This window comes from Nocardioides sp. SLBN-35 (genome assembly GCF_006715725.1).
In the GTDB taxonomy this organism is placed as follows: domain Bacteria; phylum Actinomycetota; class Actinomycetes; order Propionibacteriales; family Nocardioidaceae; genus Nocardioides.
The window spans coordinates 1,548,296-1,573,376 of sequence record NZ_VFNU01000001.1; the positions used below are offsets into that span (position 1 = coordinate 1,548,296).

At 69.1% G+C, this 25,081-nt stretch carries 38 protein-coding genes; all 38 read left to right on the forward strand.

The window, feature by feature from the left end; translation table 11 throughout:
- Nucleotides 1–10 precede the first annotated feature (10 nt).
- The 38 genes from rplC (at nucleotide 11) to rplQ (ending at nucleotide 25,046) form a co-directional block, all read left to right on the forward strand.
- Nucleotides 11–661: a 50S ribosomal protein L3 gene (gene rplC, locus FBY23_RS07505; RefSeq protein ID WP_141797576.1), complete on the forward strand. Its 651-nt coding sequence runs from the start codon at nucleotides 11–13 to the stop codon at nucleotides 659–661.
- 5 nt (nucleotides 662–666) lie between these two features.
- Nucleotides 667–1,278: a 50S ribosomal protein L4 gene (gene rplD, locus FBY23_RS07510; RefSeq protein ID WP_141797577.1), complete on the forward strand. Its 612-nt coding sequence runs from the start codon at nucleotides 667–669 to the stop codon at nucleotides 1,276–1,278.
- Nucleotides 1,278–1,583: a 50S ribosomal protein L23 gene (gene rplW / locus FBY23_RS07515; RefSeq protein ID WP_141797578.1), complete on the forward strand. Its 306-nt coding sequence runs from the start codon at nucleotides 1,278–1,280 to the stop codon at nucleotides 1,581–1,583. The genes rplD and rplW overlap by 1 nt, the downstream gene beginning before the upstream one ends.
- A 24-nt stretch (nucleotides 1,584–1,607) precedes the next feature.
- Nucleotides 1,608–2,444 carry a 50S ribosomal protein L2 gene (rplB, locus tag FBY23_RS07520; protein WP_141797579.1) on the forward strand — a complete coding sequence of 279 codons (837 nt, stop codon included), beginning with the start codon at nucleotides 1,608–1,610 and terminating at the stop codon, nucleotides 2,442–2,444.
- Nucleotides 2,445–2,456: 12 nt separating this feature from the next.
- Complete coding sequence (gene rpsS, locus FBY23_RS07525) at nucleotides 2,457–2,738, forward strand: 30S ribosomal protein S19 (protein ID WP_139621517.1); 282 nt, start codon at nucleotides 2,457–2,459, stop codon at nucleotides 2,736–2,738.
- Nucleotides 2,735–3,154, forward strand: coding sequence for a 50S ribosomal protein L22 (rplV, locus tag FBY23_RS07530; protein WP_141797580.1), 420 nt, complete (start codon nucleotides 2,735–2,737; stop codon nucleotides 3,152–3,154). Before rpsS ends, rplV begins: the two co-directional genes overlap by 4 nt.
- Nucleotides 3,154–3,981 carry a 30S ribosomal protein S3 gene (gene rpsC, locus FBY23_RS07535; RefSeq protein ID WP_141797581.1) on the forward strand — a complete coding sequence of 276 codons (828 nt, stop codon included), beginning with the start codon at nucleotides 3,154–3,156 and terminating at the stop codon, nucleotides 3,979–3,981. Before rplV ends, rpsC begins: the two co-directional genes overlap by 1 nt.
- A gap of 3 nt (nucleotides 3,982–3,984) precedes the next feature.
- The gene (gene rplP, locus FBY23_RS07540) at nucleotides 3,985–4,404 is read left to right on the forward strand and encodes a 50S ribosomal protein L16 (RefSeq protein ID WP_139621514.1); all 420 of its coding nucleotides are present in this window, start codon (nucleotides 3,985–3,987) and stop codon (nucleotides 4,402–4,404) included.
- Nucleotides 4,404–4,640, forward strand: coding sequence for a 50S ribosomal protein L29 (gene rpmC, locus FBY23_RS07545; protein WP_141797582.1), 237 nt, complete (start codon nucleotides 4,404–4,406; stop codon nucleotides 4,638–4,640). Before rplP ends, rpmC begins: the two co-directional genes overlap by 1 nt.
- Nucleotides 4,640–4,915: a 30S ribosomal protein S17 gene (gene rpsQ, locus FBY23_RS07550; protein WP_141797583.1), complete on the forward strand. Its 276-nt coding sequence runs from the start codon at nucleotides 4,640–4,642 to the stop codon at nucleotides 4,913–4,915. The genes rpmC and rpsQ overlap by 1 nt, the downstream gene beginning before the upstream one ends.
- 65 nt (nucleotides 4,916–4,980) lie before the next feature.
- Nucleotides 4,981–5,349 (forward strand): 50S ribosomal protein L14, encoded by a 369-nt coding sequence (gene rplN / locus FBY23_RS07555; RefSeq protein WP_141797584.1) that lies wholly within the window; start codon nucleotides 4,981–4,983, stop codon nucleotides 5,347–5,349.
- Nucleotides 5,349–5,744 carry a 50S ribosomal protein L24 gene (gene rplX / locus FBY23_RS07560; RefSeq protein ID WP_218865757.1) on the forward strand — a complete coding sequence of 132 codons (396 nt, stop codon included), beginning with the start codon at nucleotides 5,349–5,351 and terminating at the stop codon, nucleotides 5,742–5,744. The genes rplN and rplX overlap by 1 nt, the downstream gene beginning before the upstream one ends.
- 1 nt (nucleotide 5,745) lies before the next feature.
- Nucleotides 5,746–6,315: a 50S ribosomal protein L5 gene (gene rplE / locus FBY23_RS07565; RefSeq protein ID WP_141797585.1), complete on the forward strand. Its 570-nt coding sequence runs from the start codon at nucleotides 5,746–5,748 to the stop codon at nucleotides 6,313–6,315.
- Between the two features lies 1 nt (nucleotide 6,316).
- Entirely contained in the window at nucleotides 6,317–6,502 is a 186-nt protein-coding gene (locus FBY23_RS07570; protein WP_011757321.1) for a type Z 30S ribosomal protein S14, read from the forward strand.
- Between the two features lie 65 nt (nucleotides 6,503–6,567).
- Complete coding sequence (gene rpsH / locus FBY23_RS07575) at nucleotides 6,568–6,972, forward strand: 30S ribosomal protein S8 (protein WP_141797586.1); 405 nt, start codon at nucleotides 6,568–6,570, stop codon at nucleotides 6,970–6,972.
- 22 nt (nucleotides 6,973–6,994) lie between these two features.
- Nucleotides 6,995–7,534 carry a 50S ribosomal protein L6 gene (gene rplF / locus FBY23_RS07580; protein ID WP_141797587.1) on the forward strand — a complete coding sequence of 180 codons (540 nt, stop codon included), beginning with the start codon at nucleotides 6,995–6,997 and terminating at the stop codon, nucleotides 7,532–7,534.
- 2 nt (nucleotides 7,535–7,536) lie between these two features.
- The gene (gene rplR / locus FBY23_RS07585) at nucleotides 7,537–7,920 is read left to right on the forward strand and encodes a 50S ribosomal protein L18 (protein WP_141797588.1); all 384 of its coding nucleotides are present in this window, start codon (nucleotides 7,537–7,539) and stop codon (nucleotides 7,918–7,920) included.
- Between the two features lie 25 nt (nucleotides 7,921–7,945).
- Nucleotides 7,946–8,590, forward strand: a complete 645-nt coding sequence (gene rpsE, locus FBY23_RS07590) for a 30S ribosomal protein S5 (protein ID WP_141797589.1) — start codon at nucleotides 7,946–7,948, stop codon at nucleotides 8,588–8,590.
- The gene (gene rpmD, locus FBY23_RS07595; RefSeq protein WP_139621508.1) at nucleotides 8,590–8,778 is read left to right on the forward strand and encodes a 50S ribosomal protein L30; all 189 of its coding nucleotides are present in this window, start codon (nucleotides 8,590–8,592) and stop codon (nucleotides 8,776–8,778) included. Before rpsE ends, rpmD begins: the two co-directional genes overlap by 1 nt.
- A gap of 2 nt (nucleotides 8,779–8,780) precedes the next feature.
- Complete coding sequence (rplO, locus tag FBY23_RS07600) at nucleotides 8,781–9,221, forward strand: 50S ribosomal protein L15 (RefSeq protein ID WP_141797590.1); 441 nt, start codon at nucleotides 8,781–8,783, stop codon at nucleotides 9,219–9,221.
- A 172-nt stretch (nucleotides 9,222–9,393) separates the two neighbouring features.
- The gene (gene secY, locus FBY23_RS07605; RefSeq protein ID WP_141797591.1) at nucleotides 9,394–10,707 is read left to right on the forward strand and encodes a preprotein translocase subunit SecY; all 1,314 of its coding nucleotides are present in this window, start codon (nucleotides 9,394–9,396) and stop codon (nucleotides 10,705–10,707) included.
- Nucleotides 10,704–11,279: an adenylate kinase gene (locus FBY23_RS07610; protein WP_174245189.1), complete on the forward strand. Its 576-nt coding sequence runs from the start codon at nucleotides 10,704–10,706 to the stop codon at nucleotides 11,277–11,279. Before secY ends, FBY23_RS07610 begins: the two co-directional genes overlap by 4 nt.
- Before the next feature lie 9 nt (nucleotides 11,280–11,288).
- Complete coding sequence (gene map, locus FBY23_RS07615; RefSeq protein WP_141797592.1) at nucleotides 11,289–12,131, forward strand: type I methionyl aminopeptidase; 843 nt, start codon at nucleotides 11,289–11,291, stop codon at nucleotides 12,129–12,131.
- A 10-nt stretch (nucleotides 12,132–12,141) separates the two neighbouring features.
- Nucleotides 12,142–13,272, forward strand: a complete 1,131-nt coding sequence (locus FBY23_RS07620; RefSeq protein ID WP_141797593.1) for an isochorismate synthase MenF — start codon at nucleotides 12,142–12,144, stop codon at nucleotides 13,270–13,272.
- 193 nt (nucleotides 13,273–13,465) lie between these two features.
- Nucleotides 13,466–14,518: a TerC family protein gene (locus FBY23_RS07625; protein ID WP_141797594.1), complete on the forward strand. Its 1,053-nt coding sequence runs from the start codon at nucleotides 13,466–13,468 to the stop codon at nucleotides 14,516–14,518.
- Between the two features lie 39 nt (nucleotides 14,519–14,557).
- On the forward strand, nucleotides 14,558–17,011 hold the full coding sequence (locus FBY23_RS07630; protein WP_141797595.1) for an FHA domain-containing protein: 2,454 nt from the start codon (nucleotides 14,558–14,560) through the stop codon (nucleotides 17,009–17,011).
- 444 nt (nucleotides 17,012–17,455) lie between these two features.
- A complete protein-coding gene (locus FBY23_RS07635) occupies nucleotides 17,456–18,514 on the forward strand; it encodes an LLM class flavin-dependent oxidoreductase (protein WP_141797596.1) in 1,059 nt (352 codons plus the stop codon).
- A gap of 59 nt (nucleotides 18,515–18,573) precedes the next feature.
- The gene (locus FBY23_RS07640; RefSeq protein WP_141797597.1) at nucleotides 18,574–18,948 is read left to right on the forward strand and encodes a hypothetical protein; all 375 of its coding nucleotides are present in this window, start codon (nucleotides 18,574–18,576) and stop codon (nucleotides 18,946–18,948) included.
- Nucleotides 18,945–20,018: a hypothetical protein gene (locus FBY23_RS07645; protein WP_141797598.1), complete on the forward strand. Its 1,074-nt coding sequence runs from the start codon at nucleotides 18,945–18,947 to the stop codon at nucleotides 20,016–20,018. The genes FBY23_RS07640 and FBY23_RS07645 overlap by 4 nt, the downstream gene beginning before the upstream one ends.
- Nucleotides 20,015–20,428, forward strand: coding sequence for a hypothetical protein (locus FBY23_RS07650; RefSeq protein WP_141797599.1), 414 nt, complete (start codon nucleotides 20,015–20,017; stop codon nucleotides 20,426–20,428). Before FBY23_RS07645 ends, FBY23_RS07650 begins: the two co-directional genes overlap by 4 nt.
- On the forward strand, nucleotides 20,418–20,990 hold the full coding sequence (locus tag FBY23_RS07655; protein ID WP_141797600.1) for a hypothetical protein: 573 nt from the start codon (nucleotides 20,418–20,420) through the stop codon (nucleotides 20,988–20,990). The genes FBY23_RS07650 and FBY23_RS07655 overlap by 11 nt, the downstream gene beginning before the upstream one ends.
- Nucleotides 20,991–21,158: 168 nt before the next feature.
- Nucleotides 21,159–21,380, forward strand: a complete 222-nt coding sequence (gene infA, locus FBY23_RS07660) for a translation initiation factor IF-1 (protein WP_028656368.1) — start codon at nucleotides 21,159–21,161, stop codon at nucleotides 21,378–21,380.
- 42 nt (nucleotides 21,381–21,422) lie between these two features.
- Nucleotides 21,423–21,536, forward strand: a complete 114-nt coding sequence (gene rpmJ, locus FBY23_RS07665; protein WP_004008316.1) for a 50S ribosomal protein L36 — start codon at nucleotides 21,423–21,425, stop codon at nucleotides 21,534–21,536.
- A 191-nt stretch (nucleotides 21,537–21,727) separates the two neighbouring features.
- On the forward strand, nucleotides 21,728–22,102 hold the full coding sequence (gene rpsM / locus FBY23_RS07670) for a 30S ribosomal protein S13 (RefSeq protein WP_036547929.1): 375 nt from the start codon (nucleotides 21,728–21,730) through the stop codon (nucleotides 22,100–22,102).
- A 55-nt stretch (nucleotides 22,103–22,157) separates the two neighbouring features.
- On the forward strand, nucleotides 22,158–22,559 hold the full coding sequence (gene rpsK / locus FBY23_RS07675) for a 30S ribosomal protein S11 (RefSeq protein ID WP_038681087.1): 402 nt from the start codon (nucleotides 22,158–22,160) through the stop codon (nucleotides 22,557–22,559).
- A gap of 64 nt (nucleotides 22,560–22,623) precedes the next feature.
- Complete coding sequence (rpsD, locus tag FBY23_RS07680) at nucleotides 22,624–23,232, forward strand: 30S ribosomal protein S4 (protein WP_141797601.1); 609 nt, start codon at nucleotides 22,624–22,626, stop codon at nucleotides 23,230–23,232.
- 134 nt (nucleotides 23,233–23,366) lie between these two features.
- Nucleotides 23,367–24,389 carry a DNA-directed RNA polymerase subunit alpha gene (locus tag FBY23_RS07685; protein ID WP_141797602.1) on the forward strand — a complete coding sequence of 341 codons (1,023 nt, stop codon included), beginning with the start codon at nucleotides 23,367–23,369 and terminating at the stop codon, nucleotides 24,387–24,389.
- A 69-nt stretch (nucleotides 24,390–24,458) separates the two neighbouring features.
- Nucleotides 24,459–25,046, forward strand: coding sequence for a 50S ribosomal protein L17 (rplQ, locus tag FBY23_RS07690; RefSeq protein WP_141797603.1), 588 nt, complete (start codon nucleotides 24,459–24,461; stop codon nucleotides 25,044–25,046).
- Nucleotides 25,047–25,081 lie beyond the last annotated feature (35 nt).

Sequence of the window (25,081 nt, forward strand, 5' to 3'; positions counted from 1 at the left end):
GGTTCGAGACATGACTATTGAGCGCAACGTGAAGGGCCTGCTGGGCACCAAGCTCGGCATGACCCAGCTCTGGGACGAGAACAACCGGGTCATCCCGGTGACCGTGGTCGCCGCCGGCACCAACGTCGTCACCCAGGTCCGCCAGCCCGAGCCGGACGGCTACAACGCCATCCAGATCGGCTTCGGCGAGATCGAGGGCCGCAAGGTCAACAAGCCGCAGGCGGGTCACTTCGCCAAGGCCGGCACCACGCCGCGCCGCCACGTGGTCGAGATCCGCACCGCTGACGCCAGCGAGTACACCGTCGGCCAGGAGCTGCCCGTCGACACGTTCGAGGCCGGCCAGGTCATCGACGTGACCGGCACCAGCAAGGGCAAGGGCTTCGCCGGTGTCATGAAGCGTCACGGCTTCGCCGGCGTGAGCGCCTCCCACGGCGCCCACCGCAACCACCGCAAGCCGGGCTCGATCGGCGCCTGCGCCACCCCCGGCCGCGTGTTCAAGGGCCTGCGGATGGCCGGTCGCATGGGTACCGACACCGTCACCACCCAGAACGTCACCGTCCACGCCGTCGACGTCGAGAAGGGCATCGTCCTGATCAAGGGCGCCGTTCCCGGCCCCAAGGGCGGTCTCGTCGTTCTCCGCACGGCTGCGAAGAAGGGCTGATCACCATGGCCAAGACCGTTTCCGTCGACTTCCCCGCCGAGATCTTCGGCGTCGAGGTCAACATCCCGCTGATCCACCAGGTCGTCGTCGCCCAGCAGGCCGCTGCGCGTCAGGGCACCCACGCCACCAAGCGTCGCGGCGAGGTCCGCGGCGGTGGCAAGAAGCCCTACAAGCAGAAGGGCACCGGCCGTGCCCGCCAGGGCTCGACCCGCGCGCCGCAGTTCGCCGGCGGTGGCATCGTCCACGGCCCGCAGCCGCGTGACTACAGCCAGCGCACCCCCAAGAAGATGAAGGCCGCCGCCCTGCGCAGCGCCCTCTCCGACCGGGCCCGCAACGAGCGGATCCACGTCGTCGAGGGCCTCGTCACGGGCGACAAGCCGTCGACCAAGGCCGCGCTCGCCTCGCTCTTCGAGCTGACCACCCGCCGCAAGTTCCTCGTCGTGCTCGAGCGCGCCGACAGCCTCACCTGGCTCTCGCTGCGCAACGCGCCCGAGGTCCACATCGTGGCGGTCGACCAGCTCAACACCCGCGACGTCCTCGTGAGCGACGACGTGGTGTTCAGCAAGGCCGCGTTCGACCGCCTCGTCGGTGGCAACGCCGAGGAGGAGACCAACTGATGAGCACCCTGCACAAGGACCACCGCGACGTCCTGATCGCGCCCGTGGTGTCGGAGAAGAGCTACAGCCTCCTCGACGCCAACAAGTACACCTTCCTGGTGCACCCGGACGCCAACAAGACCGAGATCAAGATCGCCGTGGAGAAGGTCTTCGGCGTCAAGGTCACCTCGGTGAACACGCTCAACCGTCCGGGCAAGGTCCGCCGCACCCGCAACGGCCTCGGCAAGCGCAAGGACACCAAGCGCGCCATCGTGAGCCTGGCCGACGGTCACCGCATCGACATCTTCGGAGGTCCGGTCTCCTGACCGGGCTAGGTAGAGGAATCTGACATGGCTATCCGCAAGTACAAGCCGACCACCCCGGGCCGTCGTGGCTCCTCGGTGGCCGACTTCGCCGAGATCACCCGGACCACGCCCGAGAAGTCGCTGACCCGCCCGCTGCCCAAGAAGGGCGGCCGCAACAACCAGGGCCGGATCACCACGCGGCACCACGGTGGCGGTCACAAGCGCGCCTACCGGATCATCGACTTCCGTCGCTACGACAAGGACGGCGTGCCGGCCAAGGTCGCGCACATCGAGTACGACCCCAACCGCACCGCGCGCATCGCGCTGCTGCACTACGCCGACGGCGAGAAGCGCTACATCGTGGCGCCGAAGGACCTGACGCAGGGCATGCGGGTGGAGTCGGGCGTCGGTGCCGACATCAAGCCGGGCAACAACCTGCCGCTGCGCAACATCCCCGTCGGTACGACGATCCACTGCGTGGAGCTCCGTCCCGGAGGCGGCGCCAAGCTGGCCCGCTCGGCCGGCAACAGCGCGCAGCTCGTCGCCCGTGAGGGCTCGCGTGCCACCCTGCGTCTGCCCTCGGGCGAGATGCGCTACGTCGACGTGCGCTGCCGCGCCACGATCGGCGAGGTCGGCAACGCCGAGCAGTCGAACATCAACTGGGGCAAGGCCGGCCGCATGCGCTGGAAGGGCAAGCGCCCGACCGTCCGTGGTGTGGTCATGAACCCGGTCGACCACCCGCACGGTGGTGGTGAGGGCAAGACGTCCGGTGGTCGCCACCCCGTCTCGCCGTGGGGCAAGCCCGAGGGCCGTACGCGCAAGCGCAAGGCCAGCGACTCCCAGATCATCCGACGCCGCAAGTCCGGCAAGAACAAGCGCTGAAGGAACTGAGAGATGCCTCGCAGCCTGAAGAAGGGCCCCTTCGTCGACGGCCACCTGCTCAAGAAGGTGGACGCCGAGAACGAGAAGGGCACCCACAACGTCATCAAGACCTGGTCGCGCCGGTCCATGATCATCCCCTCGATGATCGGCCACACGATCGCGGTCCACGACGGTCGCAAGCACGTCCCGGTCTTCGTGTCCGACTCCATGGTCGGCCACAAGCTCGGTGAGTTCGCGCCGACCCGCACCTACCGCGGCCACGTCAAGGAAGACCGGAAGGGACGCCGTCGATGAGCACCACTGAGCGCAACCGCGTCAGCGCGCGCCGCGAGTCCCTCCTGGGCGACGAGCCCGGCGCGTTCGCGACCGCCCGCTTCGTGCGGATCACCCCGATGAAGGCGCGCCGCGTCATCGACCTGGTCCGCGGCCTGCCCGCCGACGAGGCGCTGACCCTGCTGCAGTTCGCGCCGCAGTCGGCCTCCGAGACCGTCTACAAGGTGCTGCAGAGCGCCGTCGCGAACGCCGCGACCACCGAGGGCCTCGCCACCGGCGACCTGGTCGTCTCGGTCGCGCGCGTCGACGAGGGTCCGACGATGAAGCGGTGGCGTCCGCGTGCGCAGGGCCGGGCCACCCGGATCAACAAGCGCACCAGCCACATCACCATCGCGGTCCAGCCGGCCGATGTCGTCGCGAAGAAGGGCAAGAAGTAATGGGTCAGAAGATCAACCCGAACGGCTTCCGCCTCGGCATCTCGACCGACCACAAGTCGCGTTGGTACGCCGACAAGCTGTACAAGTCCTACGTCGGCGAGGACGTCGCGATCCGCAAGCTGCTCAGCAAGGGCATGGAGCGGGCCGGCATCGCCAAGGTCGAGATCGAGCGCACCCGTGACCGGGTCCGCGTCGACATCCACACCGCGCGTCCGGGCATCGTCATCGGTCGCCGCGGCGCCGAGGCCGACCGCATCCGTGGCGAGCTCGAGAAGCTCACCGGCAAGCAGGTCCAGCTGAACATCCTCGAGGTGAAGAACCCCGAGATCGACGCGCAGCTGGTCGCCCAGGGTGTCGCCGAGCAGCTGTCGGGTCGCGTCCAGTTCCGCCGCGCGATGCGCAAGGCCATGCAGACGTCGATGCGTTCCGGTGCCAAGGGCATCCGGATCCAGTGCTCGGGCCGCCTCAACGGCGCCGAGATGTCGCGCACCGAGTTCTACCGCGAGGGCCGCGTCCCGCTGCACACGCTGCGTGCCGACATCGACTACGGCTTCTATGAGGCCCGCACGACCTTCGGCCGCATCGGTGTGAAGGTCTGGATCTACAAGGGCGAGGTCGCCGGCACCCGTGCCGAGCGCCAGGCCCAGGCTGCTGCCCGCGCCGGCGTCCCCGGCCGCGGTGGCCGCCCCAGCCGTGGTGGCGACCGTCCGACCCGTGGGTCGCGCGGGGACCGCCCGAACCGCTCCGACCGCAACGCGGACGCGCCGGCCGAGTCCGCCGCGCCCGAGGCTGCCGCCGCGGAGCCGACCACCGGAACGGAGTCCTGACCCATGTTGATGCCGCGTCGCGTCAAGCACCGCAAGCAGCACCACCCCAAGCGGTCGGGTGCTGCCAAGGGCGGTACGTCGCTCGCGTTCGGTGACTTCGGTATCCAGGCGTTGGAGGGTGCGTACGTCACCAACCGGCAGATCGAGTCGGCCCGTATCGCGATGACCCGCCACATCAAGCGTGGCGGAAAGGTCTGGATCAACATCTACCCGGACCGCCCGCTCACCAAGAAGCCTGCCGAGACCCGCATGGGTTCCGGTAAGGGCTCCCCGGAGTGGTGGGTCGCCAACGTCAAGCCCGGCCGCGTCATGTTCGAGCTCTCCGGCGTCCCGGAGGACATCGCTCGCGAGGCCATGCGTCGTGCGATCCACAAGCTGCCCATGAAGGCCCGTTTCATCACGCGAGAGGCTGGTGAGTTCTGATGGCGAACGTCATCCGCGCCCACGAGCTGGACGAGCTCAACGACGTCGACCTGGAGGCCAAGCTCCGCGAGGCCAAGGAGGAGCTGTTCAACCTCCGCTTCCAGGCGGCCACCGGCCAGCTGGAGAGCCACGGTCGGCTCCGCACGGTCAAGAAGGACATCGCCCGGATCTACACCGTGGTGCGTGAGCGCGAGCTCGGCATCCGGACCGCCCCGGGTACCGAGGAGGGGAACTGATGAGCGAGTCTGCCGAGACGACTCAGCGCCACGCCCGCAAGACCCGTGAGGGTCTCGTGGTGAGCGACAAGATGGACAAGACCGTGGTCGTGTCCGTCGAGGACCGTGTCAAGCACGCCCTGTACGGCAAGGTCCTGCGCCGCAACACGCGGCTCAAGGCCCACGACGAGCAGAACGACTGCGGCGTCGGCGACCGCGTCCTCATCATGGAGACCCGCCCGCTGTCGGCCACCAAGCGCTGGCGCGTGGTGGAGATCCTCGAGCGCGCGAAGTAAATCCGTTCGGCCAGGCTCACCGCCCGTGAGGCGATGAGAACCGGCACGACAACCAGGAGAAATCGATGATTCAGCAGGAGTCGCGACTCAAGGTCGCCGACAACACCGGTGCCAAGGAGATCCTTTGCATCCGCGTGCTCGGCGGCTCCGGTCGTCGCTACGCCGGGATCGGTGACGTCATCGTCGCCACTGTCAAGGACGCCATTCCCGGTGGCAACGTCAAGAAGGGCGAGGTCGTCAAGGCCGTCGTCGTGCGCACCGTCAAGGAGCGCCGCCGCCCCGACGGTTCGTACATCCGCTTCGACGAGAACGCGGCGGTGATCCTCAAGAACGACGGCGAGCCCCGCGGTACCCGCATCTTCGGCCCCGTCGGCCGCGAGCTGCGTGAGAAGAAGTTCATGAAGATCATCTCGCTGGCTCCGGAGGTGCTGTGATGGCTGCCCGCAAGAAGTCCGAGCAGGTTCGCAAGAAGCCCAACCTGCGCGTCAAGAAGGGCGACACCGTCAAGGTCATCGCCGGCAAGGACAAGGGCGCCGAGGGCAAGATCATCAAGGTCCTCCGTGAGGAGGAGCGCGTGATCGTCGAGGGTGTCAACCGGATCAAGAAGCACACCAAGGTCGTCGACCAGGGTGGGCGCGCCGGCAACACCGGCGGCATCATCACCACCGAGGCCCCCATCCACGTGTCCAACGTGATGCTGGTCGAGGGTGACGGCGTCACCAAGGTCGGCTACAAGCGGGTCGACGTGACCAAGCGTCGCCCCGATGGTTCCGAGTACCCCTCGACGCGCAGCGTGCGCATCTCCCGCAAGACCGGGAAGGAGATCTGAGATGAGCGAGACCACCATCGAGAAGGTCACCCCTCGGCTCAAGACCAAGTACCGCGAGGAGATCCTCCCGGCGCTCAAGGACGAGTTCGAGATCGCCAACGTCATGCAGGTCCCCGGTCTGGTGAAGATCGTGGTCAACATGGGTGTCGGCGAGGCCGCCCGCGACTCGAAGCTGATCGAGGGCGCGATCCGCGACCTCACCGCGATCACGGGCCAGAAGCCGGCCGTGACCAAGGCGCGCAAGTCCATCGCCCAGTTCAAGCTGCGCGAGGGCATGCCGATCGGCACGCACGTCACCCTGCGGGGCGACCGGATGTGGGAGTTCCTCGACCGCCTGCTGGCGCTCGCCCTCCCGCGAATCCGTGACTTCCGTGGCCTGTCGCCGAAGCAGTTCGACGGCCGCGGCAACTACACGTTCGGCCTGACCGAGCAGGTCATGTTCCACGAGATCGACCAGGACAAGGTCGACCGCCAGCGGGGCATGGACATCACCATCGTCACCACGGCGACCAACGACGAGCAGGGGCGCGCGCTGCTGAAGCAGCTCGGCTTCCCGTTCAAGGAGAACTGACATGGCGAAGACTGCGCTCAAGGTCAAGGCGGCCCGCAAGCCCAAGTTCGCGGTGCGCGGCTACACCCGCTGCCAGCGGTGCGGCCGGCCCAAGGCGGTCTACCGCAAGTTCGGCCTGTGCCGGATCTGCCTGCGGGAGATGGCCCACCGCGGCGAGCTGCCCGGCGTCACCAAGTCGAGCTGGTAACACCCAACCGTTGAAGGTCCCTCTGCCGTGCGCGGAGGGAAACCACAGCAGAAAGAACACACATCATGACGATGACTGACCCGATCGCAGACATGCTCACGCGTCTGCGCAACGCCAACCAGGCGTACCACGACGCGGTGACCATGCCGTACAGCAAGCTCAAGGAAGGCGTCGCGGAGATCCTCAAGCAGGAGGGTTACATCACCTCCTACGCGGTCGCCGACAACGAGAACGGCGTCGGCAAGCTGCTGACCGTGACCCTCAAGTACGGCCGCAACCGTGAGCGCTCGCTCGCCGGTGTGCGCCGCATCAGCAAGCCCGGTCTGCGGGTGTACGCCAAGCACACCGGTCTGCCGAGGGTTCTCGGCGGCCTGGGCGTGGCGATCATCTCGACCAGCCAGGGTCTGCTGACCGACCGCCAGGCCAACCAGAAGGGCGTGGGTGGGGAAGTCCTCGCCTACGTCTGGTGACAAGGGAAGGAGAGAGAAGAACATGTCGCGCATCGGCAAGCTCCCCGTCCCGGTCCCCGCGGGCGTCGACGTCCAGCTGGACGGCCCCGTCGTCACGGTGAAGGGCCCCAAGGGCACCCTGAGCCACACCGTGGTCGCTCCGATCACGGTCGAGAAGGGCGATGGCGTCCTCGACGTCAAGCGTCCCGACGACGAGCGCCTGTCCAAGGCCTACCACGGCCTGTCCCGGACGCTCATCAACAACATGGTCGTCGGTGTCACCGAGGGCTACGAGAAGAAGCTCGAGATCGTGGGCGTGGGCTACCGCGTCCTGTCCAAGGGCCCGACCCAGCTGGAGTTCCAGCTCGGCTACTCGCACCCGATCATCTTCGACGCTCCCGAGGGCATCACCTTCACGGTGGAGGGCCCGACGAAGCTCGGAGTCCTCGGCATCGACAAGCAGCTGGTCGGCGAGGTCGCCGCCAACATCCGCAAGCTTCGCAAGCCCGAGCCGTACAAGGGCAAGGGCGTTCGGTACGCCGGCGAGCATGTCCGTCGCAAGGTCGGAAAGGCTGGTAAGTGACCATGGCGATCACCCTCAAGCACCAGCGGAACCTCTCGGCTCGCGCCAGCTCCAAGCTGCGCCGCCAGATCCGCGGTCGCAAGAAGATCTCCGGTACCTCCGAGCGTCCGCGCCTGGTGGTCACCCGGTCGAGCAAGCACATCACCGCGCAGGTCGTCGACGACCTCGTCGGCAAGACCCTCGTGTCGGCCTCGACCCTCGAGGGCGACCTGCGCGCCTTCGACGGCGACAAGACCGCCAAGGCGAAGAAGGTCGGCGAGCTCGTTGCCGCCCGCGCCAAGGAGCAGGGCGTCGAGTCGGTCGTCTTCGACCGGTCGGGCAACAAGTATCACGGTCGCATCGCGGCCCTGGCAGATGGCGCCCGCGAGGGCGGCCTGACCTTCTGACCGCGAACAGGACTGAGGAGAGATCATGAGCGGACCCCAGCGCGGACAGCGTTCGGGCGGCGACCGTGGCGGCCGTGGTGGCCGTGACGGCGGTCGCGGTGGCGCCGAGAAGAGCCAGTACGTCGAGCGTGTCGTCGCGATCAACCGCGTCGCCAAGGTCGTGAAGGGTGGTCGACGCTTCAGCTTCACCGCCCTGGTGATCGTCGGTGACGGCGACGGCCTGGTGGGCGTCGGCTACGGCAAGGCCAAGGAAGTTCCCGCGGCGATCGCCAAGGGCGTCGAGGAGGCGAAGAAGAACTTCTTCCGCGTCCCCCGCGTCCAGGGCACCATCCCGCACCCGGTCCAGGGCGAGAAGGCCGCCGGCGTGGTGTTCCTGCGCCCGGCCGCTCCCGGTACCGGTGTGATCGCGGGTGGCCCGGTGCGTGCGGTTCTCGAGTGCGCCGGCATCCATGACGTGCTCAGCAAGTCGCTGGGCTCGTCCAACCAGATCAACATCGTGCACGCGACCGTCGCGGCGCTCCAGATGCTGGAGCAGCCCGAGTCGGTGGCCGCGCGTCGTGGTCTGCCCGTCGAGCACGTCGCCCCGGCGGCGCTGCTCAAGGCCAAGGCCGAGGGCGAGGCCGCTGCGGCCGCCGCCAAGGCGTCGGCCCCTGAGGCGGTGTCCATCTGATGGCACAGCTGAAGGTCCAGCAGACCAAGTCGAAGATCGGTGCCAAGGCCAACCAGCGTGAGACGCTGCGCAGCCTCGGCCTCAAGCGGATCGGCGACGTCGTGATCAAGGAGGACCGTCCCGAGATCCGGGGCATGGTCCACACCGTCCGTCACATGGTGACGGTCGAGGTCGTCGGAGGCGAGTGACAATGACGCTCAAGCTGCACCACCTGCGCCCCGCGCCGGGCGCCAAGACCGCCAAGACCCGCGTGGGTCGTGGTGAGGGCTCCAAGGGCAAGACCGCCGGTCGTGGTACGAAGGGCACCAAGGCCCGCTACCAGGTCCCGGTCGCGTTCGAGGGTGGCCAGATGCCGCTGCACATGCGGCTCCCGAAGCTCAAGGGCTTCAAGAACCCCTTCAAGGTGACCTTCCAGGTCGTCAACCTCGACCGGATCAGCGCGCTGTTCCCCGAGGGCGGCGACGTCACCCCGGAGACGCTGGTCGCCAAGGGCGCCGTCCGCAAGGGCGAGCTCGTCAAGGTGCTCGGCCAGGGTGACCTGACGGTCAAGGTGTCGGTGAGCGCGAACGCGTTCTCGGCGTCGGCCAAGGAGAAGATCGAGGGCGCCGGCGGGACCATCACGGTCCTGTGACGGCGCTGCGAGGGGCGCGTCGGCCCCGGGTGTTGCCCGGGGCCCGCCGCGCCCCTCGTGTCATCTCCGCACCTGCTCCTCGGCAGGCTCGGCGTACCCCGTCAGGCGGCTGTGTGCCCCCTGTTAGGCTTCCCGCTGGCCACAAGGCCAGCGATGAGAGAAGAGGACCCGCGTGCTCACCGCGTTCGTGAACGCCTTCCGGACCCCGGACCTGCGGCGCAAGCTGCTGTTCGTCCTGTTGATCATCGTCATCTTCAGGGCCGGGTCGCAGATCCCGGCACCTGGCGTGCATGTCTCCAACGTGGAGAAGTGCATCAAGGTGGTCGAGGAAGGCAGCAACGCCAGTCTCTACAGCCTGGTCAACCTGTTCTCCGGTGGAGCTCTCCTCCAGCTGACGATCTTCGCGCTCGGCATCATGCCGTACATCACCGCGAGCATCATCCTGCAGCTGCTCGTCGTGGTGATCCCGCGACTCGAGGCCCTCAAGAAGGAGGGTCAGGCCGGCCAGACGAAGATCACGCAGTACACGCGCTACCTCACGCTGGGCCTCGCGCTCCTGCAGGCCACCGGCATCGTCGCGCTCGCGCGCTCCGGCAACCTGCTGCAGGGCTGTGACAGCACGCAGTACCCGTTGCTGCACAGCAACGACACCAAGACCTTCCTCGTCATGGTCGTGACCATGACGGCCGGCACCGCCGTCATCATGTGGCTCGGTGAGCTCATCACCGAGCGCGGCGTCGGCAACGGCATGTCCATCCTGATCTTCACCCAGGTCGTCGCGACCTTCCCGATCGCCCTGTGGCAGGTCAAGATCAGCCAGGGTTGGTGGACCTTCGGCATCGTCGTCATCATCGGCCTCGTCCTCGTGGCCGCGGTCATCTTCATCGAGCAGGCGCAGCGCCGGATCCCGGTGCAGTACGCCCGCCGCATGGTGGGCCGCAAGATGTTCGGCGGCAGCTCGACGTACATCCCGCTCAAGGTCAACCAGGCCGGCATCATCCCGGTCATCTTCGCCTCGTCGCTGCTCTACCTGCCGGCGATGGCGGTCCAGTTCAACCAGGAGAACCCCAACAGGTTCATCCGGTGGGTCAACGAGTACCTCGTCGACCAGGGCCACCCGGTGCACATGGCGGCCTACTTCCTGTTGATCATCTTCTTCACCTACTTCTACGTGTCGATCACCTTCAACCCGCAAGAGGTGGCCGACAACATGAAGAAGTACGGCGGCTTCATCCCCGGGATCCGGGCGGGCAAGCCGACCCAGGACTACCTGTCCTACGTCCTGTCCCGCATCACGTTGCCGGGCGCTCTCTACCTGGGTCTGATCTCGCTCGTACCGCTGATCGCGTTCGTGCTGATCAATGCCAACCAGAACTTCCCGTTCGGTGGCACGTCCATCCTGATCATGGTCGGCGTCGCGCTCGACACGGTGAAGCAGATCGAGAGCCAGCTCCAGCAGCGCAACTACGAAGGATTCCTGCGTTGAGGCTTCTGATCATGGGCCCTCCGGGTGCCGGCAAGGGCACCCAGGCGAAGGCCGTCGCCGACCACTTCGGCGTCCCGGCCATCTCCACCGGCGACATCTTCCGCGCGAACGTCGGCCAGGGCACCCCGCTCGGTATCGAGGCGAAGCGCTACATGGACGCCGGCGAGTACGTGCCCGACGAGGTCACCAACAACATGGTGCGCGACCGGATCGCCGAGCCGGACGCCGAGAAGGGCTTCCTGCTCGACGGCTACCCGCGCACGCTGGCGCAGGTCACCGAGCTCGACAGCATGATCGACGCGACCGGGCACCGGCTCGACGCCGTGCTCTGCCTGACCGTCGACCAGGAGGCCGTCGTCGGTCGCCTGCTCAAGCGGGCCGAGATCGAGGGTCGCGCCGACGACACCGAGGACGTCATCCGGCGCCGCCTCGAGGTCTACGCCGAGGAGACCGAGCCGCTCATCGCGGTCTACGCCGAGCGCGGGCTGGTCGTCTCGGTCGACGGCATGGGCGAGATCGACGACGTCCAGCAGCGGATCTTCGACGCGCTCGACGACATCCCGCAGAGCTGATCTCCCCACTTGTTCTTCGACCAGCACCGGATCGAGATCAAGACGCCGGAGCAGGTACGCGTGATGCGTGCGGCCGGCCTCGTTGTCGGCCGCACGCTCGCGCGTCTGCGTGACGCGGTCCGGCCCGGCGTCACCACCGCCGAGCTCGACGCACTCGCCGAGCGGAGCATCCGCGAGCAGGGCGCCGTCCCGTCCTTCCTCGGGTACGGCGAGCCGCCGTTCCCCGCCAGCATCTGCGCCTCGGTGAACGACGAGGTCGTCCACGGCATCCCCGGTCCCCGGGTGCTCGCCGAGGGCGACGCGATCTCGATCGACTGCGGCGCCATCGTCTTCGACGACTCCGGCCAGGGCTGGCACGGCGACGCCGCGATCACCGTCGCCGTCGGCGCCGTGCGCGAGGAGGTCGCCGAGCTGATGCGGGTCACCGAGGAGTCCCTGTGGCGCGGCCTGGCCGCAGCGCGCGCCGGTGGCCGGGTCGGTGACATCTCGCACGCCGTGGCGTCGTACGTCCGCAGCCAGGGGGACTACGGCATCGTCGACGGCTACACCGGCCACGGCATCGGCACCGCCATGCACATGGAGCCCGATGTCCCCAACGAGGGACGCCCCGGACGCGGTCCGCGTCTGCGCCAGGGCACCGCGCTGGCCGTCGAGCCGATGGTCAGCCTCGGCACCCACGACAGCGACGTGGCCGCCGACGAGTGGACCGTCGTCACGACCGACGGCAGCTGGGCCGCTCACTACGAGCACAGCTTCGCCCTCACCGAGAACGGCGTGTGGGTGCTGACGGCCGAGGACGGTGGCCGAGCGCGGCTGGAGGCCCTCGGCGTTCCGTATGGCGGCGAGGACTAGTCTGAACGCCATGGCGCGGGACCCGATCACACCAGCGGCTCTCGCGGCCAGGCCGATGCTGTTCGCCTCCGGCGAGCAGGCGTACGTCGCCGGCGCGGTGCGGCGCACCTCCGAGGTGCCCGACGGCGCCGATCCCGCCTGGGCCGACGAGGTCGTCGCCGAGCTGGAGCCGGGGGAGCGGGCCCTGTGCGCGCTGTCCTTCGCCGCCGGCGCGCCGGGCCTGGCGCACTTCGTCACCGGTGCCGAGCACGCGCTGCGGCGCCCCGTCGCCGACATGGACGTCGAGCGGACCTACGAGGTCACGGAGTTCCCGACGCCCGACGAGTACGCCGCGATGGTGTCGTCCGCGCTCGAGAAGATCGCGAGCGGCGACCTGCACAAGGTGGTGCTCGGCCGCTGCCTCGACGTCGTGAGCACCCCGCCACTCGTGCCGGCCGAGATCATCGACCGGCTGCTGACCACCCGTCCTGGCCGCTATGTCTTCAGCGTGCCGCTCGGCTGCTCGACCGACGGCGAGGGCCCGATCCTGGTCGGCGCCAGCCCCGAGCTGCTCGTGCGGCGCGAGGGCGCGGTCATCTCGTGCACGCCGCTGGCCGGCTCGGTGCCGCGCTCCAGCGACCCCGCCGAGGACGCGCGCCGGGCCGGTGAGCTGCAGCACTCGGCCAAGGACCTCGCCGAGCACGCGTTCGTGGTCGAGGCGATCGTGCACGCGCTCAAGGACGTGTGCGTCGAGATCGAGTACCCCGCCACGCCGGAGCTGCTCTCCACCGACACGGTGTGGCACCTGGCGACCCCGATCCACGCCCGCCTCGCCGACCCGGTCGACGGGCCGAGCGCGCTGCGCCTGGCCCAGCTGCTGCACCCGACCCCGGCCGTGGGCGGCGTACCCACCGCGGCGGCGAACGCCGTCATCGCGGACCTCGAGGGCGACCTGCGCGACTGGTTCGCCGGGTGCGTCGGATGGGTCGACCGGCACGGCGACGGCGAGTTCGCGATCACCATCAGGGCCGCCGTCATGGACGGTCCGCGGCTGCGGCTGTTCGCCGGCGCGGGGATCGTCGCGGGATCCGACCCCGCCTCCGAGGTGCGCGAGACCGGCGCCAAGCTGGCGACCATGGCGCGGGTCACCGGCCTGCCCTGATTGGACCCGCCTCCTGCCCGCGTGCGAGGATCCGGGCACCAGGGGGGAGTACTCCTTCGCTGCGGGCTCGTCATCACGAGCGGTCGAAGTCGCCCGCTCCGGTCCCGTAGGCTGCAACGACGGCGCCAGTCGTCGGCAGCGGAAGAGACCTCGGGCGATCTGTCGACGCATCCGCCCCTGAAGGGACACCCCTATGGACGTGACCACTCTCGAATGGACGATCACCATCGCGGTGACCGTCGGAGTCCTCCTCTTCGACGTCGTCGTCATCGCACGCGACCCGCACGAGCCGTCGATGAAGGAGTGCGCGATCGCGCTCTGCTTCTACGTCGGCGCGGCGCTCGCGTTCGGTGCGTTCATCCTCGTGCACCACGGGCACGACTACGGCATCGAGTTCTACACCGGCTGGTTGACGGAGTACTCGCTGTCGATCGACAACCTGTTCGTCTTCATCATCTTGATGTCGGCGCTCAAGGTGCCCCGCAAGTACCAGCAGGAGGCGCTGCTCGTCGGCATCGTCCTGGCGCTGGTGTTCCGCGGCATCTTCATCGCCCTCGGCTACGCGCTCATCGAGAACTTCAGCTGGGTCTTCTACCTCTTCGGCGCCTTCCTGGTCTACACCGCCGTCAAGCTCGTGAAGTCCTACGGCAGCCACGACGACGAGCACCCCGAGGACAACGCGATCGTCGCCTTCGCCCGCCGGCGGATGCGCGTCGGTGAGGCCTACCACGGCCTCAAGCTCTGGTACGTCGAGAACGGCGTCCGCTTCGTCTCGCCGATCGTCATCGTGATCATCGCGCTCGGCGTCACCGACATCCTGTTCGCGCTGGACTCGATCCCCGCGATCTTCGGCATCACCCAGGAGCCGTACCTCGTCTTCACCGCGAACGTGTTCGCGCTGATGGGCCTGCGCCAGCTGTACTTCCTGCTCGGCGGGCTGCTGCAGAAGCTGGTCTACCTCTCGCTGGGCCTGGCCTTCATCCTCGCCTTCATCGGCGTCAAGCTGGTCCTGCACGCCCTGCACGAGAACGAGCTGCCGTTCATCAACGGCGGTCACGGCGTGCACGGTGCTCCGGAGATCTCCTCGCTGTTCAGCCTGGGCGTCATCATCGTGACCCTCGTCGTCACCGCGGTGGCCAGCCTGATGAAGTCCTCGCACGGCGGCGACGACCACGTCCCGGACCACGCGGTGGCCCCGCGGGACGGTGCCGACGTCGACGACACCTCCGGCCCCGACTGGCGGTGACTGTCCTCCTGCCCGGCCTGTTCACCTAGGGTGTCGGTCGTGGATCGACTCCAGGTGCAGTGGGCCGGGCAGACGCGGACCTTCGACGGACCCCGTGTCGTCGTCGGGCGCGAGCTGGACTGCGACGTGCCGGTCACCGACGCCAAGGCGTCGCGGCACCACGCGATCCTGCAGGTCGAGGACGGCGGCTGGGTCGCGGTCGACGCGAGCAGCAACGGCACCTTCGTCTCCGGCCAGCGGATCACCCGGCTCCCGCTGACCGGCGCGCCGGTCAGCCTCCACCTCGGCGGCCCGACCGGTGAGCCGGTCGTCGTCAGCGTGCTGGCGTCCGCGGTGGCGCCGCCGCCCCCGCCGCCCCCGGCCGCCCAGCAGGCACCCCGGCCGACGTCGCAGCCGGCACCCCGGCCGACACCTGCCGTCGAGCCGACGCCGGCCCCCGCCCCGGCCGGTGAGTTCTGGAAGAACCTGCCGCCGCCGCAGGTCCCCGCGATCGGCGGCCCGGTCGACGCGTGGCGCCCGGCCGGCGTACTGCCTCCGGGACAGCTGCCGCACGGCCATTCCGTGGTCCTCCCCCAGCAGGTCCAGACGGGCCGCTCGCTGACCATCGGTCGCGAGCAGAGCAACGACGTGGTGCTGGCCGACCCGCTGGTGAGCCGGCACCACGCCCGCCTCGACCCGGCGTCGCCGACCACGCCGGCGGTGCTGCACGACCTCGGCTCGTTCAACGGCACCTTCGTCAACGGCCAGCGGGTGCAGGGTGCGGTCCAGCTCCCGGTCGGGTCCGAGGTCATCTTCGGCAACCAGACCTTCCGCTGGGACGGCCACCAGCTGATCGCCTCGGCCACGGCCCACGAGTTCACGCTCTACGCCGACGGGCTCACCCAGGTCGTCGGCGGGGGCAAGCGGCTGATCGAGAACATCTCGTTCAAGCTCGAGCCGCGCAGCCTCACCGCCGTCATCGGCCCCTCGGGCTCCGGTAAGTCGACCATGCTCGGCGCGCTCACCGGCCTCAAGCCCGCCAGCCACGGCCGGGTGATCTGGCAGGGTCACGACCTCTACCAGCACTACGACCAGCTGCGCTTCCAGATCGGACTGGTCCCGCAGCAGGACATCCTGCACCCGCAGCTGAAGGTCCGGCAGGGCCTGCGCTTCGCGGCCCAGCTCCGGCTGCCGCCCGACACGACGGCGCAGGAGTGGGACCACCGCGTGCAGACGGTGGCGCAGCAGATGCAGCTCACCGAGCGCCTCGACAACCGGATCGGCACCCAGCTCTCCGGCGGTCAGCGCAAGCGCGTCTCCATCGCCACCGAGCTGCTCACCGCGCCGCCGCTGCTGTTCCTCGACGAGCCGACCTCCGGCCTCGACCCGGGCCTGGACCTGGAGGTGATGCGCCAGCTGCGCAGCCTCGCCGACGACGGGCGCGTCGTCATGGTCGTCACCCACTCGGTTCTCGCGCTCGACGTGTGCGACAACGTGCTCGTCCTGGCCCCCGGCGGCCGGGTCGCCTACTTCGGGCCTCCCGAGGGCGTGCTCGCCCACTTCGGGAAGACGAACTATCCCGAGGTCTTCGACCTGCTCGACGACGCCGACCTGTGGCAGCGCATCCCCGCGCCGCAGCACGCCGTCGACACCTCGGCGATGCCGCAGCCGTCGTACGGCGGCGCCGTACCCGCCCCGCCGCGGCAGTCCGCATCCCGCCAGCTGACCACGCTGGTCAAGCGCAACCTCGCGGTCGTGCTCGCCGACCGGCTGCTGCTCGGCATGCTCGTGCTGCTCCCGCTCATCCTCGGCGGGCTGAGCCGGGTGGTGCCCGGCAACGACGGCATCTCGATCGCGGAGGCCGGTGGCAAGGTCGGCGAGGCCCAGCAGCGCCTGACCGTGCTGATCGTGGCCGCCTGCCTGATGGGCACGGCCCTCGCCATCCGCGAGCTGGTGGGGGAGCGGCCGATCTTCAAGCGGGAGTACGCCGTCGGCCTCTCGCCCGGCATCTACTTCACCAGCAAGGTGCTCGTCCTCGGCACCGCCGCGTTCGTGCAGGGCCTGGTCGTCACGTTCCTGGCGACCGTCGGCCTGCCCGGCGCCGACGGCGGCGCCGGCACCTTCCGGGTCGCGATCGCGATCGCGGTCCTGTCCTCCGTCATGGTGGTCATCGGCCTCGCCCTGTCCGCCCTGGTCACCAGCAGCGAGCAGACCATGCCCGCCCTGGTCGGCCTGGTCATGCTCCAGCTCGTGCTCTCCGGCGCCCTCTTCGAGATCGCCGGCCGGGTCCTGCTCGAGCAGATCGCCTGGCTCTCGCCGTCGCGGTGGGGGTACGCCGCCTCGGCCTCCGCGATCCAGCTGGTCGACCGGTTCGAGGGGACCGACCGCTCCGACTGGATCGCCCAGAGCGGTGCCGGGCACTACCTGATGGACCTGTTCATGCTCGCCCTGCTGGGCGCCGCGGCGTTCGGGGCGGGACTGCTGCTCGTCCGACGCAGTGCTGTGTCTGACTAGGGGAGACCGCTCAGGGCTGGTGCGCTGCGCGAGCGGATCACGGTGTTGGTTTGGCGCTCGCTTCGCTCGCGCATGTCGCGCGCGCTTTGACGCGTTGCCTTCCTCCGCTGCGCTCGCTTGCGCTCGCTCCGCTCCGTCCAGGCAACGCGGCGCGCGCGACGGGTTCGGCTGAATGTCTTGCGCGCACGGACGTCGTTCGGCTGAATCTCGTCGGGCGCCCCGCGTGATCTGGACTGAGTGGAGCGAGCGACCGAGCGCCAGCGAGGAAGCGAGCGCAGCGAGGGAAGATCACGCGCAAAAGGGCGCGCGACATGCGCGAGCGCAGCGAGCGCCAAAACAAACACCGTGAGTCGGTCACGAGACGCATCAACCCCGCGCCCACCCCGCGCCCATCCCGACCCACAATCGGGAATGACCGAGGGCCGAAAAGCCTTGTCAGGGGTGATGTCTCTCGCGCTCTCCGTCCTCGACCTCGTCCCCGTCCGCAGCGACCAGTCCACCGGCGACGCCCTCGCGGCGACCCTGGACCTGGCCCGCGCGGCCGACGGGCTCGGCTACCGCCGCTTCTGGCTCGCCGAGCACCACAACATGCCGGCCGTCGCGGCGACCAACCCGCCGGTCGTCATCGGCCTGGTCGCGTCTGCGACCGAGCGGATCCGCGTCGGCTCGGGCGGCGTGATGCTGCCCAACCACGCACCGCTGGTGGTCGCCGAGCAGTTCGCGCTGCTCGAGGCGGCCTTCCCGGGCCGGATCGACCTCGGCATCGGCCGCGCGCCCGGCACCGACCCGGTGACCAGCTGGGCGCTGCGCCACGGCGCGGGCGGGGTCAGCGACGAGGCGGTCACCCACTTCCCGGAGTACGTCGACAACGTGCTCGCCATGATGGAGCCGGCCGGGGTCGGGCTGGCCCTGCGCGGCTCACAGCACGTCCTCAGGGCGACGCCGGCGGCGCAGTCGGTCCCGCAGATCTGGCTGCTCGGCTCCTCCGACTACTCCGCGCGCCTGGCTGCCGCCAAGGGCATGCCGTACGTGTTCGCCCACCACTTCTCCGGTTCCGGCACCGCGGAGGCGCTCGAGCTCTACCGCTCGACCTTCCAGCCCTCGCCGGAGCTGGCGGAGCCGCGCACCTTCCTCACCGTCAACGCGTCGGTCGCCGACACCGCCGAGGACGCGCAGCGGCTGGCGCTGCCCCAGCTGCTGCAGATGCTCGCCCTGCGCACCGGCCAGCCGCTGGTCGCCCAGCGCACCGTCGAGGACGCCGAGACCATCGTCGAGGCAGGACTGCCCGAGGCCCACGAGGGCCTGGTCGACGCCATGCGCCAGCGCTGGGTGATCGGCGACGCCGCTGGCGCCCGGGCCGAGCTGGCCGACCTCGCGGCGTCGTACGGCGTCGACGAGGTGATGGTGAACCCGGTCGCCGGCGCCCGCCGCGGTACCGACCCGCGGACCTCGCCGGCCCGGGTGCGTACCCTCGAGCTCCTGGGGGCCACTGCCGGGGTTTGAACCGGGCTCTCGCGGTCACGCTGGTCCTCGGACGACATCGACTCGGGCAGGAGCGGAACATGGGGGGCGGGAAGACACCCGCGGAGATCGGCGTCATGTGGATCAAGTGGGAGCTCATGCAGCGCCTGCTGACCGACATGGACACGGTCGGCGGTCAGATCGAGGACGTCGCGACGTACGCGACCGACGAGGTGTTCAACTCGACGGCGTTCGAGTACGAGATCCCGCTGACCGGCGTCAGCGTGCTCAAGCCGATCTCCGACGCGCTCAAGGAGTGCAGCGGCGTCATCGACGACGTGAAGACCGGCTTCCAGGAGCGGTGGAAGAGCCTGACGGCGGCGGTCGCCCTGTCGGCCAAGGACTACGAGACCGCCGACGGCCAGCAGCTGCACGCGTTCTTGCAGGCCTACCTCGACCTGGTGGACTCGAAATGACCTGGAAGACGATCGAGGAGGAGCTCCCGCTCGACGCGCCGGCCGAGCAGAGCCGCGGCAAGGGCCACGACCCGGCGTTCATCACCGCCTCGGAGACGTTCGACACCGTGCGCGACGCGTGCAACTCGGCGATCGACTGGGTCAACGGTGTGGCTGACAGCGTCGGCCTGGGCCGGCCGATCCCGTCCCTGCCGACCACGAGCCTCGACCAGTACGTCGTCTACCCCCTCTCCGGGGACTACCTGCGGATCAAGCAGAACGCCGAGGCCTGCCAGACCTTCGGCACGGCGATGAAGACCTGGGGGCACAACTTCGGCGTGATCGGCCTCAACCAGGCGCTCACGATCGGTGGCGAGGTCGGCGTCACGATGGGTGCGCAGCTCGGCCTGTACGACCTCGCGGTGCGGGGCATGGGCGGGGTGGTGTCCAAGGGCTCGGTCGTCTTCGACTACGTCGCCCGGATCTCCGAGAAGATCGCGATCCGGGTCGAGAAGGCGCTGGTCGAGCTCGGCGAGCGGCTGCTCCGGCTCTCCACCAAGCTGGCGCGCTGGGGTCGCGGCTGGTGGGGCGCCCTGTCGCTCGCCCAGGACCTCATCGACAAGGGGCTGGGCGCGATCACCGAGGTCATCGACGACGTGGAGTACGTCATCAACACGATCAACGCCTGCTTCGACCTCAAGGACGCCGTCGAGGAGTGGTGCCGCACCCAGGGCGAGCGGATCAAGGCGTTCAAGGAGATCCTCGACTTCGTCCAGGCCCTCCCGTCGGTCGACCTCGGCACGCCGCTGGGCGGGGCCCCCGACATCGACCCGGCGAAGATCCGGGAGAAGATCGAGGACATCCTTCCCGACTTCGGCAAGGACGGCGGCGCGGCCGAGGAGAACCTCGACTCCGCGTCCGGAGACCTGGTCGAGGACTCCGACTACACCGAGCCCTACTACGACCCGGACTGCGACCCGACCAACAACGGGCCGGGGCAGGGGCGGCCGCCCGGCTGGACTCCCGAGAACGGCGCCCCGGGCTGGATGATCACCACGACCACCAACGACGACCCCCTGCCGAGCCGATGACCGGGCACTACGACGCCTCTGCGCCGCCGCCCGACGAGCGCGGCGCGAGCCTGCTCGACCTCGCGTCGGTCGACGTCGACCGGCGCCTCACCGAGGTCCTCGACGTCGTCGACGACCTCGCCGCCGAGGGTGAGGAGCGCCGCCTCGCCGAGGGCATCGACCCGACGACCGTCGCGCTCTTCGAAGCGATCGCCGGTGCCGAGGACGCGCCGCTGGTGCTGCGCTCCCTGCACCGCCGGGTGCACGAGGGCCGACTGACCTGGACCGACGTGTGGGTCCGCCCGTCGGACCACGACGGCGGGACCCGGTTGCTGTTCACGGCGATGGCCGCGCAGGGCCGGGGCCTGGCCGCCGAGGTGGCCCGGCTGGCCGCCGACGACGGTGACGACGGGGCCGGTCGTGCGCGCTGAGGCCAGTCTCGCCGCCGCCCTCGCGTTCGCGGTCCTCGGCGTTACAGGCTGCTCCGCCGACGACGAGCCGCCGTCGCGGCCCTCGGCCACACCGACGCCGACGGCCTCGCCGACCGCCGCCTTCGGCTGCGAGCGGGTGAGCGACGCCGACCTGGGGGAGTGGCTCGGCGTACCCCTGCAGGTCGAGGCGGACCCCACCGACGACGGCGGTACGTCGTGCTCGGCCACCGACCTCGGCGACACCCTCCTCGTGGTGGAGTGGGCGCCGCTGACCGGCGCCGACGGCGACCTCGACGTCGCGGCCAACCAGGTGTTCGCGGACCGCGACCCGGCGCCGACGGTCGAGGAGACCGCGCTGCCCGGCGGTGCCCCGGCCCGGATGGTCGTCACGGAGGACCCCGGGACCCAGGTGCAGGTCGACCTGGTCTCCCTCACCGGCGACGACGGCCTGCACGTCCTCGTCTCGGCCGGCGCCACCGGGGGCGGGCTCACACTCGACCGGGCGCGACTGGTCGACACCGCCGCCCGGATCGCCGACGCCTACGCCGTCCCGACCGGCTGAGCCGCGTCAATTGGGAGTTCGTTGTCGCCAGCACATAGACTGGCGTGTCGGTCCAACGTGGGTTCTGTGTGTGGTGCACGGCCCACGAGGTCCACTCGGTCGCCCGAGGGCGGACGAGAGGTTCCCGGACCACCGGTAGACACAACATCCCCGAGCAGATTGTGAGACATGGCGAAGAAAGAAGGCGTCATCGAGATGGAGGGCTCCGTCGTGGAGGCCCTTCCGAACGCCATGTTCCGCGTCGAGCTGAGCAACGGCCACAAGGTCCTGGCTCACATCAGCGGCAAGATGCGCCAGCACTACATCCGGATCCTCCCTGAGGACCGCGTGGTGGTGGAGCTCTCGCCGTACGACCTCTCGCGCGGCCGGATCGTCTACCGCTACAAGTGAGCCACCGCTCACCTGTTCCGCCACTAGCAAGAAAGGGCTGACATGAAGGTCAACCCGAGCGTGAAGCCGATCTGTGACAAGTGCAAGGTGATCCGTCGCCACGGCCGCGTCATGGTGATCTGCGAGAACCCGCGCCACAAGCAGCGCCAGGGCTGAGCCCGGCTGGTTGTCGAGGAGGTCGCGCAGCGACCGTCTCGAGACACAACTGAATAACTCATCAACGTGATCGCTTAGCCGTCGCACGACGGCGAACCACCTCCGGTGCGGATGGCCGGAGCTGGGTGCAACGAACGAACCGCCCGGACGCATCACGACCACACCACCGCAACTGTTCGAAAGGAGCCGTCATGGCTCGCCTCGTCGGAGTGGACCTGCCGCGCGACAAGCGCATCGAGGTCGCTCTCACCTACATCTACGGCATCGGCCGTACCCGCGCCCAGCAGCTGCTGGAGGCCACCGGCGTCAGCCCGGACCTCCGCGTGCACGAGCTGGGTGACGAGGAGCTGGTCAAGCTCCGCGACGAGATCGAGGCGAACTTCAAGATCGAGGGTGACCTCCGTCGCGAGGTTCAGGCCGACATCCGCCGCAAGATCGAGATCGGCAGCTACCAGGGTCGCCGTCACCGTATGGGCCTTCCGGTCCGCGGTCAGCGCACCAAGACCAACGCTCGCACCCGCAAGGGCCCGAAGCGCACGGTTGCCGGCAAGAAGAAGGCCAAGTGATCTGAGCCTCCGGCTCGACACTGCCTCACGACCAGCTTTCTCAAGGAGATAACGCATGCCTCCCAAGGCTCGCGCGGGCGCCAAGAAGGTGCGCCGCAAGGAGAAGAAGAACGTCGCTCAGGGCGAGGCCCACATCAAGAGCACGTTCAACAACACGATCGTCACGATCACCGACCCGACCGGTGCGGTGATCTCGTGGGCCTCTGCCGGCACCGTCGGCTTCAAGGGCTCCCGCAAGTCCACCCCGTACGCCGCTCAGATGGCCGCCGAGGCCGCTGGCCGTCGGGCGATGGAGCACGGCATGAAGAAGATCGACGTCTTCGTCAAGGGCCCGGGCTCGGGCCGCGAGACGGCGATCCGTTCGCTGGGTGCGATCGGCCTCGAGGTCGGCACCATCCAGGACGTGACCCCCGCCCCGCACAACGGCTGCCGCCCGCCGAAGCGCCGTCGCGTCTGAGGGTTTCGAGACGGTCGCTGCGCGACCTCCTCAACCACCGGAAAAGACTTAAAGGAGAACTTCAATGGCCCGTTACACCGGACCCCTGACCAAGAAGTCGCGCCGTCTCGGCGTCGACCTCGTCGGCGGCGACGCTGCCTTCGAGAAGCGCCCCTACCCCCCGGGCCAGCACGGCCGCGCGCGGGTCAAGGAGAGCGAGTACCGCAACCAGCTGCAGGAGAAGCAGAAGGCCCGCTTCACCTACGGCGTGCTGGAGAAGCAGTTCCACCGCTACTACGAGGAGGCTGCGCGTCGCCAGGGCAAGACCGGCGACAACCTGCTCCAGCTCCTCGAGTGCCGTCTCGACAACGTGGTCTACCGTGCCGGCTTCGCCCGCACGCGCCGCCACGCCCGCCAGCTGGTGACCCACGGTCACTTCCTGGTCAACGGCAAGAAGGTCGACATCCCGTCGTTCCAGGTCACCCAGTACGACATCATCGACGTGCGCGAGAAGTCGCTCGAGATGACCCCGTTCATCGTGGCTCGCGAGACCCACGGCGAGCGGATCGTGCCGGCCTGGCTCGAGGCGCTCCCGAACCGCATGCGCGTCCTGGTCCACCAGGTCCCCGTGCGCGAGCAGATCGACATGCCGATCCAGGAGCAGCTCATCGTGGAGTACTACTCCAAGAAGTGATCGCGAGCCCGTCCCGGTCCACCTTCACCACGTGAGGAGCCGGGGCGGGCACGCGTCATCCCGCAGACCCTCTTCTCCATCCGCACCACGTCTGGGTCCTCATATAGCGGTCGGCCCGGAAAGGAACGAAACAAGTGCTCATCGCACAGCGCCCCACCCTGTCGGAGGAGACCGTCGACCAGTTCCGGTCGCGCTTCGTCATCGAGCCCCTCGAGCCCGGCTTCGGCTACACGCTCGGCAACTCGCTGCGTCGTACCCTCCTCTCCTCGATCCCCGGTGCCTCGGTCACGAGCATCAAGATCGACGGCGTCCTCCACGAGTTCTCGACCATCGAGGGCGTCAAGGAAGACGTCACCGAGATCATCCTCAACCTCAAGGGCCTCGTCGTCTCCTCCGAGCACGACGAGCCGGTCACCATGTACCTGCGCAAGTCGGGTGCCGGTGACGTCACGGGTGCCGACATCGCGCCGCCGGCCGGCGTCGAGGTCCACAACCCCGACCTGAAGATCGCCACCCTCTCCGACAACGGCAAGCTCGAGCTCGAGCTCGTCGTGGAGCGGGGCCGCGGCTACGTCTCGGCCGTCCAGAACAAGGGCGCCGACAACGAGATCGGCCGGATCCCGGTCGACTCGATCTACAGCCCGGTCCTCAAGGTGACCTACAAGGTCGAGGCCACCCGTGTCGAGCAGCGCACCGACTTCGACAAGCTCGTCATCGACGTCGAGACCAAGCCGTCGATCCTGCCCCGCGACGCCATCGCGTCGGCCGGCAAGACGCTGGTCGAGCTCTTCGGCCTGGCCCGCGAGCTCAACGTCGAGGCCGAGGGCATCGACATCGGCCCCTCGCCCGTCGACGAGCAGCTCGCCGCGGACCTCGCCCTCCCGGTCGAGGACCTCCAGCTGACCGTGCGGTCCTACAACTGCCTCAAGCGCGAGGGCATCCACACCGTGGGTGAGCTCATCAGCCGCTCGGAGCAGGACCTGCTGGACATCCGCAACTTCGGTGCGAAGTCCATCGACGAGGTCAAGGCCAAGCTCCACGAGATGGGTCTGTCCCTCAAGGACAGTGCCCCGGGCTTCGACCCGTCGGCCGCCCTGGCCAACTACTCGGACGACGAGGACGACGACGAGTCGTTCATCGAGTCCGAGGAGTTCTGATCTGATCCGTCCCGTCCGGGACACACCTACCCCGGTACCTGACACGGCCGGGGAGAATCGAGAGAAGCAATGCCCAAGCCCAAGAAGGGCCCCCGCCTCGGCGGTAGCGCCGCGCACCAGCGCCTCATCCTGTCGAACCTGGCCACCTCGCTCTTCGAGCACGGCCGGATCACGACCACCGAGGCCAAGGCGCGCACGCTGCGTCCCTACGCCGAGAAGCTGATCACCAAGGCGAAGAAGGCCCACGCCGGCGAGAACCCGCTGCACCAGCGCCGCGAGGTCCTCAAGGACATCCGCGACAAGGGTGTCGTGCACACGCTGTTCGCGGACATCGCGCCGACCTTCGCCGACCGTCCGGGTGGCTACACCCGGATCACCAAGATCGGCAACCGTGCGGGCGACAACGCCCCCATGGCGGTCATCGAGCTGGTCACCGAGGCGTTCACGCCGGCCGCTCCCAAGACTGCCAAGGCTGCTCCGGCCGCTCCGGTCGAGGAGGCCCCCGAGGCCGAGGTGACCGAGGTCGAGGAGACCGAGGCCGCTGAGGTCGAGGCCCCCGAGGCCGAGGCCGAGGCCGAGGTCACCGAGGAGGTCACCGAGGAGGCTGCCGAGGAGGCGCCCGCCGAGGAGTCCGCCGAGGACGCCGACAAGGCCTGAGCCCAGGCTCTCCGACGGCCCGTCACCCGCGAGGG